General features: G+C 49.6%; 10 protein-coding genes. 2 read left to right on the top strand and 8 right to left on the bottom strand.

Features of this window, described 5'->3' with window-relative positions:
* The first annotated feature begins 103 nt into the window (after nucleotides 1–103).
* Nucleotides 104–1,084 carry an aldo/keto reductase gene (locus NYE26_RS05260; protein WP_036696143.1) on the top strand — a complete coding sequence of 327 codons (981 nt, stop codon included), beginning with the start codon at nucleotides 104–106 and terminating at the stop codon, nucleotides 1,082–1,084.
* A 117-nt stretch (nucleotides 1,085–1,201) separates the two neighbouring features.
* Here NYE26_RS05260 and NYE26_RS05255 read toward each other — a convergent pair whose 3' ends face one another.
* From NYE26_RS05255 to NYE26_RS05240, 4 genes are all read right to left on the bottom strand, one after another.
* Nucleotides 1,202–2,293, bottom strand: coding sequence for a DUF4097 family beta strand repeat-containing protein (locus NYE26_RS05255; protein WP_339254378.1), 1,092 nt, complete (start codon nucleotides 2,291–2,293; stop codon nucleotides 1,202–1,204).
* Between the two features lie 19 nt (nucleotides 2,294–2,312).
* Complete coding sequence (locus tag NYE26_RS05250; RefSeq protein WP_339254376.1) at nucleotides 2,313–2,810, bottom strand: hypothetical protein; 498 nt, start codon at nucleotides 2,808–2,810, stop codon at nucleotides 2,313–2,315.
* Between the two features lie 61 nt (nucleotides 2,811–2,871).
* Complete coding sequence (locus NYE26_RS05245; RefSeq protein WP_339254374.1) at nucleotides 2,872–3,342, bottom strand: zf-HC2 domain-containing protein; 471 nt, start codon at nucleotides 3,340–3,342, stop codon at nucleotides 2,872–2,874.
* On the bottom strand, nucleotides 3,339–3,881 hold the full coding sequence (locus NYE26_RS05240; RefSeq protein ID WP_036727677.1) for an RNA polymerase sigma factor: 543 nt from the start codon (nucleotides 3,879–3,881) through the stop codon (nucleotides 3,339–3,341). The genes NYE26_RS05245 and NYE26_RS05240 overlap by 4 nt, the downstream gene beginning before the upstream one ends.
* 309 nt (nucleotides 3,882–4,190) lie before the next feature.
* Here NYE26_RS05240 and NYE26_RS05235 point away from each other — a divergent pair, with 309 nt between their 5' ends.
* On the top strand, nucleotides 4,191–5,339 hold the full coding sequence (locus NYE26_RS05235) for a response regulator (RefSeq protein ID WP_339254373.1): 1,149 nt from the start codon (nucleotides 4,191–4,193) through the stop codon (nucleotides 5,337–5,339).
* 156 nt (nucleotides 5,340–5,495) lie between these two features.
* Here NYE26_RS05235 and NYE26_RS05230 read toward each other — a convergent pair whose 3' ends face one another.
* The 4 genes from NYE26_RS05230 to ilvN all read right to left on the bottom strand — a co-directional run bounded on the left by NYE26_RS05230 (nucleotide 5,496) and on the right by ilvN (nucleotide 13,317).
* A complete protein-coding gene (locus NYE26_RS05230; RefSeq protein WP_339254371.1) occupies nucleotides 5,496–9,527 on the bottom strand; it encodes a collagen binding domain-containing protein in 4,032 nt (1,343 codons plus the stop codon).
* 462 nt (nucleotides 9,528–9,989) lie between these two features.
* Nucleotides 9,990–11,531: a 2-isopropylmalate synthase gene (locus NYE26_RS05225; RefSeq protein WP_036727673.1), complete on the bottom strand. Its 1,542-nt coding sequence runs from the start codon at nucleotides 11,529–11,531 to the stop codon at nucleotides 9,990–9,992.
* A gap of 108 nt (nucleotides 11,532–11,639) precedes the next feature.
* Nucleotides 11,640–12,632, bottom strand: a complete 993-nt coding sequence (gene ilvC / locus NYE26_RS05220) for a ketol-acid reductoisomerase (RefSeq protein ID WP_339254369.1) — start codon at nucleotides 12,630–12,632, stop codon at nucleotides 11,640–11,642.
* A 205-nt stretch (nucleotides 12,633–12,837) separates the two neighbouring features.
* On the bottom strand, nucleotides 12,838–13,317 hold the full coding sequence (gene ilvN / locus NYE26_RS05215) for an acetolactate synthase small subunit (RefSeq protein WP_036727931.1): 480 nt from the start codon (nucleotides 13,315–13,317) through the stop codon (nucleotides 12,838–12,840).

Genomic DNA, 13,317 nt, shown 5'->3' with positions numbered 1-13,317 from the left:
TGAGACAAATCCCTAATTTGCCCTTGTCCCGCCAATTGATTACAATTAATGGGTAGGTGAAATTATCGGATCTCTAATCATATGGAAGAGGAGTGATCTCAAGATGCAATACGCGAAGCTTGGCAAGTCTGGTATGAAGGTAAGCCGCCTCTGTCTGGGAACGATGAACTTCGGTCCCATCACCGACGAGAAGGAAGCCTTCCGGATTATGGATGCGGCGCTGGACGCGGGAGTCCAGTTTTTTGATACCGCCAATGTGTATGGATGGGGTGAGAACTCGGGTCTGACCGAGACTATTATCGGCCGCTGGTTCAAGCAGGGCGGCGGACGCCGTGAGAAGGTTGTCCTGGCGACCAAGGTCTACGGGGCGATGAGTGACAAGCTGGATGGACCCAATGATGAAGGCGGCCTCTCCTCCTACATTATCCGCCGCCATCTGGAGGGCTCCCTGCAGCGTCTGCAGACCGATCACATCGAGCTCTACCAGATGCACCATATCGACCGTAACGTGTCCTGGGACGAGCTGTGGGGCGCCTTTGAGCTTGCGGTCAGCCAAGGCAAGATCGGCTACACCGGCTCCAGCAACTTCGCCGGCTGGGATATTGCCGTTGCCCAGCAGGAAGCGAAGGCCCGCGGGTTCCTTGGACTGGTATCCGAGCAGCATAAATACAGCCTGACCTGCCGTCTGCCGGAGCTTGAGGTTCTGCCTGCGGCGCAGCATCTGGGCCTCGGCATTATTCCGTGGAGTCCGCTTGACGGAGGGCTGCTGGGACGCAATGCGCTGAAGAAGATCGAGGGCAGCCGCAGCGGCGGCAACGCGGAGCGTGTGGAGCAGCACAAGAAGCAGCTTGAGGCCTTTGCGGAGCTGAGTCTGGAGCTGGGCGAGCCGCAGGATAATATCGCACTGGCCTGGCTGCTGGCCAACCCTGCCGTAACAGCGCCAATCATCGGACCGCGTACGCTGGAGCAGTTCGAGAGCGCGCTGCGCAGCCTGGAGGTCGTTCTGGACGAGTCCGTGCTGAAGCGTCTGGACGAGATTTTCCCCGGACCCGGCGGTGCGGCTCCCAAGGCTTATGCATGGTAATCAGGACTAACTGGCTGCAGCCGGCATAACCTCCCGATATCATTTCTTCTCTTACAATAAAGAGCTGTTCACCGGCATAACGTATCCGGTGAACAGCTCTTTATGCTTCTATGTCTTTTATTGCGCCGTATCCACTGTTATAGAACCATTGCTGGTGGACAAGGTGACCTCATGGGTGCCTTTTCCAAGTACAGCCGTTCCATGGTCCTCATCGTCGCCGCCCCAGTCCACGTTGCCTTTAAGTGATCCGTTACTGGTATCTGCCGTAATCTTGGCATCCGTTACCGCCGGAAGACCCAAGACAATCTTGCCGTTGCTGGATTTCAGTTCCCATGCACCTGTGATTGCCGAATTGACTGTAATCTTGCCGTTGCTGCTTCTGGCCGACACAGCGCCGTCAATATTCCCCAGCGTAATCGCACCGTTCGAGCTAACCAGGTCTGCTCCGCCCTGTACATTCTTTACCGTCAGCGTTCCGTTGCTGCTATGAGCCTTCACACCGCCGGTGACATCATGGATATCCATGGTTCCGTTGCTCGTATCCACATTAATGCCTGCGGCCAGCCCACCGGCTTCGATGGAACCGTCACTGGTCTCTACCTGAGCGGCCAGATTCTGCGGAATGCCGACATTCAGATATGGTGCATTGTTGTTGAAGCCGATCTGGATATTGGAGAGCCAGCCTGAATCTCCTTCCAGCTCCATCACAAGCGTGTCGCCCTCGGTCGTCACTTTCCATTTACGCTCCAGGGCACTTGCCGCTTCATTGTCTGTATTGCCCGGCAGCTCCAGCTTTCCTTCATACGTCAGCGTGCTCCCATCCACACCCTGGAGCTTAACCTTGCCTTGGGGCAGATCAATCCGCACATTCTTAATATCCTGTTGCACTTCTACCTTCCCGTTCACCGGCACCAGCTTGGTATTGCCGAAGATACTGCTCAGCGAGCCTCCAGCCAGCACCGTCTGTGCCCCGCTTGCCGCGATAAGCACAATGATCAGCAGAATGGCCCAGCCGCTTACGCGGCTTTTGACATCTGATTTAATGAAGAGCCTAAGCAGCATCTCCAGGCCGAACAGGATAAGCAGGGCCGGCCAGATATAACCCAGCACATCGTACGTGATTACACCATATTGAGCCATGACTACAATAACGCCTACTATTATGCACCCTATTGCGGCGGTAAAGCTGCCGATTTTCCATCTCCCCATCGTTTAATTCCCCATTTCACTATACTTTTGAATTATTCTTCAGCATTCTGAATCCATACCCGATCAAGGCAAGCGACAACAGAATCGCTCCGATATTCATATCGCTCAGTATTTCCCACAGAGCGGGAAATGCAGTGATGAGCAGCAGCAGGATGCCTGCGATAACACACCCAATACCGACCCACACCGGGTTCACATCATCATGCGGATACATCGGGGGCGCAGACATTCCCATCGTCCAGGGCGCTCCAAAGCTATCCGGATGGAACATCATCCGCTCTTGCTCGGCAGCCGACACCTTCATCCAAGCCGCCTTTTGCAGCGCATCGAATAATTGATAGAACCAGAGCGCAGCAAGCGCGAACGGAAACACTGCGGGCATGGACGGAATGAATATAATACAGAGCGATGCTCCAATCATATACTCCAGACCCATTTTTTTAAAGCCCAGATACATGTGGCCCAGTCCCGGAACCATAGCCAGGAGAAACGTGAGCCAGCGTCTTTTCTTAATCATATGTTACCCTCCCAAAAGTTTTGTTGAAATAAATTAGATAACCGGCGAAGCCGCTATGGATTTATTTATTGTTACCTTGCGGGCCGAACCAGGAGCTGACCGATGTGGACATATGCCCGTTGATTTCAGTGATGCCATAGGCCAAATTCTCAAATACGCCAAGCTGCAGCAGGAGAAACGTCAGACCTACCGCCACGCCGTAATGCATCCAGGAGGTTCCCCGGGTCGTACGCCGTCTGGACATGGTTGATTTCACGATCCGTTCTCTGCGTCCGTTCTCCAGCTGGCCGATCCTTGCCATAACATCCCCGGTCAAGTCAGGGAAGTCATGCGGCAACACGGGCTCCTGCCCGTTAAGATCCAGCCCGGCTTCCATCTCGCTCCACATCGCCGCAAGCTCCCGCGCCTCCTCCAGCCATTCCGCGCAGCCGGGACAGGTCTGGATATGCAGATAGATCGCCTGCTGGGCCTCAGGTGACAACTGTCCATCTATATAATGCGGCATCCACTCTTTTACTGTTGAACAATTCATCGCCATTCCTCCCCGCTTTTGCGCATCATCTGTCTGGCCCGATAGAGCTGCGATTCAACCGTTTTAACCGAAATTCCTTTTTGCTCCGCGATCTCCTGATAGGAGTGGCGCTGAAAATAGTACAGCTGCACAACCGACCGGTACGGTTCCGCCAGACTATTCAGGTTCTCACCCAGCTCCCGGGAAGCCTCCTTGCGAAGCACTGCCTGTTCAGGTGTCTGTGAAGTCACCCAGTCATTCTCAGTGTAATCTGCTGCACTCCGGTGCCGCCATTCCCGGTCATTGGCCCGTTTCCAGTCCAGACAGGTGCGGTAAGCAATCCGGTACAGCCAGGTGGAGAAGGAAGATTGTCCTCTGAAGGTGGGAAGGGCTTTATAGGCTTTGATGAAGACTTCCTGAGCCATATCCTTGGCAGACTCGGCTTCTCCTGTAATTTTGATGCATACGCTATATACCATGCCTTGATAACGGGTCACCAGATTCCCGAAGGCCTGATGCTCCCCGCTTAGCACAGCACTGATCCACTCCGTCTCTTCCAAGTCTTTCTTCCCTCCTTCAGCTACATAACGTTAGACGTCTGACTTTAAGGTTCCCCTGCATAGTTTTTTAAAAAGATAAGAATTTATATGCTTCGCGCTATAATTATCCTTATCTTTCTCGCTGAAACGGTACCGTCCCCTCAAAGGACGGCAAAGCCGTTTCCACTTGATTATTTTAGAATAGCAGCATTTCTATTCAAAATCAGCCTCAAGTGCAAGCTCAGAGGGAGGATAACCCGCATCCTTGTCGAATTATCCTTAAACAGCCTATGACAAGACAACATTCCTTAATGAAGTGGTGGGATAGACATGATTCAGGCCTTGCTGGTAGATGATGAACGGCTTGCTCTTATGAAGCTGAAAATGATGCTGGAGGAACTGACAACTATAAATATAATCGCTGCTTATACTGATCCTTCCGAGGCGGTCAAAGCAGTGCCGCTGCTACGCCCTGATGTGATTTTCCTCGACATTGATATGCCTGAGATGAATGGCGTCCAGGCTGCGGAAGCCATGCAAAGGCTGTGCCCGCAGGCAAGCATCGTATTTGTAACTGCACATAACAGCTACGCCATCGAGGCGTTCGAGCTTTATGCGCTTGATTATGTTCTTAAGCCTGTACAGCGGGGCCGTCTGCTGAAGACCATCGAGCGGCTGGAGGAGCGTCTCAGCCAGGCACAGGAGGATTCGAGCAAGCCTGCACAGACGGTAATGATCCGCAGCTTCCAGTCCTTAAGATTCGAACGGGGCGGCCAGCCGCTGCCCAATATCCGCTGGCGCACCTCCAAGGCACAGGAATTATTCGCTTATTTATTTCATAACCGCAACCGGTTCGTAAGCAAAGATACCCTAACCGATCTGCTGTGGCCTGATTTCAATCTCAAGAAGGCCTCTACTCATCTTTATACAACGATTTATCAGGTTCGGCAATGCCTGAAGCAGGCGGAGATCGATCTGCAGATCAGCAATGCCAGCGGAGGAGAAGGCTACACCCTGGAGACCGGCAGCCTGCTGATAGACAGCTACGAATGGGAGAAAGGCATTCTTACCCTGGATGCCATCAATAAAGACAACTATGAGGAACATCAGCGGTTGTTCGAATTCTATTCCGGCGATTATCTGAACGATTACGATTACCTCTGGGCGGAAGGGGAACGGCAGCGTCTGCGGACCATCTGGCTGCATCATGCAATGAATATCGCCGAATTCTATGTCGGCAGCGGCCGGATACCGGAAGCGGTGACCGTGTACCAGAGAGTAGTGCAGCTCCAGCCTTATTTTGAACAGGGGCATCTCGGGCTGATGAAGGTCTACGACAGCATTGGAGAGCGTTCAGCGGTAGAGGAACAATATCATATTCTGACGGATTTACTGAAGCGGGAGCTCGGCGTGAAGCCGCCCGCGAGTATTAAGCGCTGGTATGAGGAATGGAAGCATCTTAACCTCAGAAGCATGTAATCCTCCATAAGTAGAACCGGCTATGCTGACCTTTCAAGGGACAGTATTATTTCAGCGACTTTATATTTAAAAAGCTAAAGACACCCGCAGCAAGCTGCGGGTGTCTTTGTGTATGCTGCCATATTAGCTGGTTAATACCTGCTAAGGTGCATTCTCCTACATTTTCTTGCGGGCATTAAATCTTCTGGCCAGTACAGCTCCCAGAATAATCAATCCGCCGCCAGTCAGATACAGCGGGAGAGGACTTTCTTCTCCGGTCTGCGGGAGCTTGCCGGGAAGTCCGCTGTTGTTGCCTTTGTCAGTTGGTTGTGTAACCGTACCCTTAGGTACTTCATCGACTCCAACTTCAATTGTAATCTCTTCCTCATTGCCGTCTTCATCTGTTACGACAATCGTGAATTTATCCTTGCCGGTGTAGCCTGGATCAGGAGTATACGTCCATTTGCCATCCGGTGTAATAGTTACCGTACCATGCGCCGGCTCTTCGCCGATGCTAGGAATACCTCCCAGCGGGATCTCGCCGTCGATAGGCACTTCCTCAATCGTAGTGACCTGTGTGGCTTGCGGCGTTGGAGTACTAACCGTTCCTGGCTGGACCGGTGTTGCTGCTGGCGTCACCTGTGGTGTTGCCGTTACTCCTGGCGTACTGGAAGCAGCCGGAGTCCCCGTTGGTGCTGGCGTTACCGATGGTGTCGGTGTTGGTGTACCGATAACTCCAGGAATGCTTGATGGTTCAGGTGTCGGTGTGTAGTACACCGGCGGTGATGTTGGTGCTGTAGTTGGTACCGTTGTCGGTTCTGTTGTTGGCGCCGTAGTTGGTTCTGTTGTTGGCGCCGTAGTCGGTGCTGTCGTTGGCGCCGTAGTTGGTGCTGTCGTTGGCGCCGTAGTTGGTGCTGTCGTTGGCGCCGTAGTTGGTGCTGTTGTTGGCGCCGTAGTTGGTGTTGCTGTTGGCGCCGTAGTTGGTGTTGCTGTTGGCGCCGTAGTTGGTGTTGCTGTCGGTGCTGTTGTTGGTGTTGCTGTCGGCGCTGTTGTTGGTGTTGGTGCTGTAGTCGGTGTTGCTGTTGGTGCTGTAGTCGGTGTTGCTGTTGGTGCTGTAGTCGGTGTTGCTGTTGGTGCTGTAGTCGGTGTTGCTGTTGGCGCCGTAGTTGGTGTTGCTGTTGGCGCCGTAGTTGGTGTTGCTGTTGGCGCCGTAGTTGGTGCTGTTGTTGGTACAGGCTTCAGTTTGTTGCTAACTTCCAGTTTAAATCCTGTTGTTGAATTAATTTTCACATCATGCGGCTTTGAATCAAGTACAAAATTCTCAGGAGCTTTTGTTTCAATTACAACGTAATTCCCGCCAATCAGTTTCGTAAATTCAATTATTCCCTTTTCATTCGTAGTTCCATCTTTGATCCAGATCCGATCCTCACCAACGACACGGTACAGATCAAAGCTCGCTCCCTGGAGAAGATTGCTGCTCTTGCCTTCTTCGATTTTCGTTAAGGTTAATGTGCCTCTAATCCCGCTGCCGGTACCTGAACCGCTGGAGAGCTTGACGGTGATCACTTCGCTGTCGTTTTTAGTTATCTCTTTTACATTTTTGCCGTTCAAGCTTGCCTTGTTGGAGACCGTTTCACCATTTGCCGCAGTAATCAAGGATTGATATTTAAGGACGTATGCTTCTGAAATATCCTTCAGGAAGCTTAGCTTAAAGCTTTCCTTCCCGTCACTATCTGCCGTAATTTCCAGCTTATAGTCTGTATCTCTAACCAGTTCCTCGTTTGTTTCTTTTACTTCTCCATTTCCTGCAACTGTAGTCTTAAACAGGTGGAAAGTATTCGACAGGAGAATCTGATTGTCACTTGGTTCATCTGTTAGGACGGCTTCCTTGATAAGCGACTGGTTACGGTTGATAGAAATCGTCCAGTTGATTTTGTTACCGTCCTGCACTCCCGTTTTAATTACGTATTCTCCGGCGTTAGGAATATTTACAGAGGCTTTTAAATCCTTCGATTGCTTGACCAGACCGTCATACAATACGGCTGTATTATTAACAGAACCTGAATCTATCGCCTGATTAGCAAATGTTGTATTAAATGTTACGTAAAATGCATAATCAATCTTTTTGTTAAAGATAACCTTCAGTTTATTTCCATCCAGAGTGACCTTATAATCAGCATCATTCACACTGGCAGCAGCAGAAGGGTTTCCATTTGCCCCATACTCCAATTTGTTGACTTTAACAGACGCCAAATCGACGATTTGACCATCTGTAATGGTATCCACCAGTTCGGCGGCATCCAGCGTCTTAAAATTATAGTTTGCTCCTACCGTCCAGGAAATTTTCTTAGTCGTGGCATTATAAGAACCAGATTTCAGGCCGTTATTCTTCACTTCGTCTCTCGGATTAAATTCAGCCGAGACTTCTTTTTTCTGCCAATCGGTGCTACCGTCTATTTTCCATTTTAATGCTGCTGTATTCACAAATCTGTCTTTGCCTGAATCCAGCCAGTCATAATTAAAACTTGTAGTATAGGTAATTGTATAAGGTTCATTAATTATTCCATTAAATGTGATCACGAATCCGTCAGTTGCAGCCGGTGGAGTAGATTCATTATAGACTACTGAGTGAACTGTTGGTGTTCCTCCGCTTTTTGGCGTGATTTTTAGTGAACTGCGGTCAAGCTTAAGTCCCGCATTATTGAAGGTATCCGTTACAACCAGATCTTTCATCTTCTGGCTGTCATCATTAATGTTAATTGTCCACTGCACTGTTTTTTTGGAGTAGTCCACATTGGAGTACGTCTTGTGCAGAATCTGCTGTTTCACATCACGAGTAGCTTCTTTCGATTCCCCGTCATAGGTAACCGTGTTGGTAATTTGACCATCATCAAAAACCCGACCGTTTGCTTGAGTCTGATATTCAATCCGATATGCGCTATTGATTTCGTTATTGAATTTCAATTCAAATCCGTTTGATGATGTTGTATCGGTCTTGGTCACTGTATATTGACTGGAATCAATCACAGCACCCTTTACCCCTTTGCCGCTATTATCAATAGTAACCGGGTATACCTTAACAGAGTTTAAGATTAAATCCTGCGATTTGTTAAAGGCATCCTTCAATACAGCCTTAGACGCTGGAATGGTCTTGACATTGTAATTATAATTAATAGCCCACGAAATTATTTGGGTAGCTTTATCATAACCAGTAGTGGACTTCTCCAGAGGTTTGCCGCGTCCCACGGTGACAGTAGCCTTTGCCTCTTTGGAATAACCCTCATCACCGGAAAGGACCGCAGTATTCTCATATGCTGTTTCGTCTGCACCGGCAGCATTAATTATGGTAGAGAAGTTAATGCGATAAGCTTTCGTAATCGGGCTGCTCACAAAGCTAAGCTTCAAGTTATCAGCAGTGGAGTCTGTTGTTACATATTGACTGCTACTAACAAGACTGCCTTCCGAAACATTGCCGTTAACATCCACTGCAAGCTCATGAACAACAATTGAACTTGGATCAAGTGACAACCCAGTCGGCAATTTATCAGTAACTACTGCATGCCCCACACTATCTAACGACTTATTCACATCAATAGTCCACTCGATGCTTTGCGGGTTGTAGAATTGCGGCTTAGGAGAACCTTTCTTCTCTATCGTCTTACTGACATTAGGCTTAAAGTTAAGCTCAATGAATTGAGAGCCGCCTTTTACTGGAAACTCAAGGATTTGCTTCGTTGAGCCAGTAATCTTTTTAGAGCTAAGCAAGGATTGAACCTTAAATGTTCCCCCTACTTTGTCATAATTAGTGATAAACTCATTGAAAGTAAATACAACCTCATTTGTATCCTTGTTTACAGTGTAATTTGCAACAGTCTCTCCCTCAAAATCAAGCTGGCCTTCTAAATTGTTAAAAAGCTCAAATTGTGAAGGAAGATTAAATCTATACGTGGAGCCTGCAGAATAACCATGACTGTCCTCAAGTTCCCACGTATAGTTCAGTTCAGCGTAGGAATCTAACTGATACACATTTCCTGTAACTGTCTCCGTATAATTACTATCTTTATACACTGCAAGTGATACACTCGTAATCAGCGGGGCCGTTATCTCCGTCCCATCCGCCTTAACCTTCGTCATGAACCCGAAACCGTTGGCAAACTGTGTAATCAGCATTACAACAACCAACCAGGCGCCTATCGTCTTTTTCTTCATATAATTATAACCTCTCTCTCTTTCTGCAAAATGATTGTTCCAGCGTCGCAATTACCCGTTCCGGCCTGCTTCTTTCCGATCGTCCCCCTGTCACTAATATGTATGTGGGCCTTCGATTTCTCTTTTACTGTACTTCCGTAACTTTACTTGCCGCCTCTGAACAATTTCTGAACAGATTATGAGATAAATCATAGATAACTTAAAAATAAAATATTTTTATCGGCAAAAAAGTGGTTTCAAACGCTGATAATGTGGAATCCACCCTGGATTATGAACTATTTTTCATTTTTCCGACTCATCTTGTTCATTCTTTTCATTTAAAACTTGTTTCAAATCCCCTTCAGCTGGATTCTACCCCGGAATGCTCAGCGTCAAAAAAATTTCAGCAGATTATTGAACAAAAAAAAGAAGCCTCCCCGGACAAAATGAACTGGTCCGGTGAAGCTTCTTTTAAATAGTAAATTATAGATTGGCATGCTCCCGCTTGGTGTAGGTCTTGCGCTTCTCAATCAACTTGTTCAGTGCATCCAGATAGGCTCTGGCACTTGCTTCCAGAATATCGGTGCTAAGTCCGCGGCCCTGTGCAGCCACCTCGCCTTGCGAGAGCACGACATGCACCTCACCCTGAGCATCCTTCCCTCTGCTGACGGCTTTGATCGAATAATCACCAAGTGTGACTTCTTCCCCTGTAGCCTGGTCAATGGCATTGTAGATCGCATCTACCGATCCGTTGCCTTCGGCAACCGCCACAATCGGCTGCGGGTCCTGGCCATGAATAATCACCTTGGCGGTTGGAGTAGCCTCATTGCCATACGTAACATAGATCGTCTGCAGGCTGAAGGTTTCCGGCGTATCGATCAGCTTCTCTTCCAGAAGCGCAAGGATATCCTCGTCTGAGACTTCTTTTTTCTTATCTGCGAGATCCTTGAACTTGGCAAAAGCGGCATTGACCTCTTCCTCAGAGATGTCATAACCCAGATCACTCAGCTTATCGCGGAAAGCGTGACGGCCCGAATGCTTGCCGAGCACCAGCTTGCTTTCTTTGAGGCCGATGGTTTCCGGTGTCATAATCTCGTAGGTCGTCTTCTCCTTCAGCATGCCATCCTGATGAATCCCGGATTCATGGGCGAAGGCATTCGCGCCGACAATCGCCTTGTTCCCCGGCACAACCATCCCTGTCAGCTTACTGACGAGGCGGCTGGTACGGGAGATCTCGGATAGGACCAGAGAGGTCTTCGCGCCGAAATACTCACTGCGGGTCTCAAGCGCCAGAGCCACCTCTTCAATCGCTGTATTGCCGGCACGTTCCCCGATCCCGTTGATCGTACCCTCAATCTGGTCTGCGCCATTCTGAATGGCAGCCAGCGTATTGGCAGTAGCCATCCCCAGATCATTATGACAATGGGCGCTAAGCTGTACCCGCTCGATATCCGGCACCGTATCCTTCAGGAATTTGAAGATGGCACCGTATTCCGCCGGATTCAGGTAACCGACCGTATCCGGAATATTCACCACATTCGCACCCTCGCGGATCGCCATAGATACCATTTCAGCCATGAAATCACGCTCGGTACGGCCGGCGTCCTCCAGGGAGAATTCCAGCTTGGGAAAATACTTCTTGGCATAGCGGATCGCCGATTGTGCCGTTTCCAGCACTTGTGACTTCTCCATGCGCAGCTTATGCTGACGGTGTATCGGCGATGTAGCCAGGAAAATATGAATGCATGGGTCCTGTGCCCCCTGCAGCGCTTCCTTGACCGCATCAATATCGCTCTCTCTGGAACGGGACAGACCGATTACGGTGACGTTCTTGACCGCTCTGGCCACTGCGTTCACCGCAGCCAGATCTCCTGGGGAAGCGGCTGGAAAGCCTGCCTCCATCCGGTCAATTCCCAGCTTCTCCAGCTGGTAAGCGATTTCTACCTTCTCACGTGTATTGAGGTTCACACCCGGCGACTGCTCCCCGTCACGCAGTGTCGTGTCGAACACATGAATTTTCCGCATGCTGAGCACCTCCTGAAGATTGTCCATAAACCCTCAAATGCGGCCCGCAAAATTACGGCCGCATCTGAGAATCACACTATGGTTACTTGTATTCTGAAGTATATGATTTTATTTCTTAATCCAGTGCATCATTTCACGCAGCTGGCTGCCAACCACTTCTACCGGATGAGCGGCTTCATTGCGGCGGGTAGCGGTCAGGAAGGCACGGCCGGATTGGTTCTCAAGGATAAAGTCGCGGGCGAATTTACCCTGTTGAATATCAGACAGTACTTCTTTCATAGCTTTCTTAGTCTCAGCAGTGATGATGCGTGGTCCAGTTACATAGTCACCGTATTCCGCTGTGTTACTGATGGAATCGCGCATGCTGGACAATCCGCCTTCATATACCATGTCAACGATCAGCTTCAGCTCATGCAAGCACTCGAAGTAAGCCATCTCAGGCGCATATCCGGCTTCAGTCAATGTCTCGAAACCAGCCTTGATCAGTTCGGACACACCGCCGCAGAGAACAGCCTGTTCACCGAACAGATCCGTTTCTGTCTCTTCACGGAAGGAGGTTTCGATGACTCCGGCACGGGTACAGCCGATGCCTTTGGCATACGCCAGACCAATAGCCTTGGCATTGCCGGTTGCATCCTGTTCGATAGCGATCAGGCCGGGAACGCCGAAGCCTTCAACATAAGTGCGGCGAACCATGTGTCCAGGAGATTTAGGAGCTACCAACAGCACATCCGCATCCTTAGGAGCTACGATTTGTCCAAAATGCACGTTGAAACCGTGGGAGAACATCAGAGCCGCGCCTTTCTTGAGGTTCGGTTCGATATCATTCTTATATACAGATGCCTGAGTTTCGTCCGGCATGAGGATTTGCACCACATCTGCACGGGATACCGCTTCTGCTACAGACAATACTTCAAAGCCGTCATTCTTGGCAGTTTCAAAAGATTTACCTTCACGCAGACCGATAACCACCTGAAGACCACTGTCACGCAGGTTCTGTGCCTGGGCATGTCCTTGGCTACCGTACCCGATTACTGCAATTGTCTTTCCCTTCAATACGCTAAGCTCTGCATCCTGTTCATAGTACGTTGTAACTGCCATTGTCAAAATCCTCCTTTAATTTGGGACCCATCGTAAAGAGCGGGTGCTTCAAGAGCACACTCCTGTTAGGCTTACTCTATTATAGCGTGCTCCTCAAGCCCCCGCTCTTTAGCGGGCAAAGTCTGTCCTAATCTTAATTAAATGAATGTCTTAATTAAATTAATGCACGCAAGCAGCAATTCGTTAAAGCTGTAAAATGTGACGATTAGGCATTCCCGCGGATCATTGCCGTTACTCCTGTCCGGGACAGCTCCTTAATGCCATAAGGCTTCAGCAGCTCAATCATTGCATCAATTTTGGTGGTTTCTCCGACTACCTGCACCAGCAGGCTTGCCGTACCGATATCTACTACCGAGGCACGGAAGGTCTCGACTACGCCCATAATCTCAGGCCGCTCAGAGGGCTCAGCCTTGACCTTAATGAGGGCCAGCTCACGGGCAACCATAGGCTTTGAACCCAGATCAACTACCTTAATTACATCAATCAGCTTGTAGAGCTGCTTCTCAATCTGCTCCAGAGTATGCTGATCACCTAACGTTACAATGACCATCCGGGACAATCCGACCTCTTCGGATTGCCCAACAGTAATACTCTCAATATTGAACCCCCGGCGGCCGAATAATCCGGATACCCGCTGCAGCACGCCAGGCTGGTCATTCACAAGCACAGCAATCGTATGTCTCAT

This window comes from Paenibacillus sp. FSL P2-0136, assembly GCF_037975325.1.
Lineage (GTDB): Bacteria > Bacillota > Bacilli > Paenibacillales > Paenibacillaceae > Paenibacillus_AQ > Paenibacillus_AQ silagei.
Note: the sequence above shows the minus strand (reverse complement) of the source record. Positions and strands in the feature narration are given on the sequence as shown.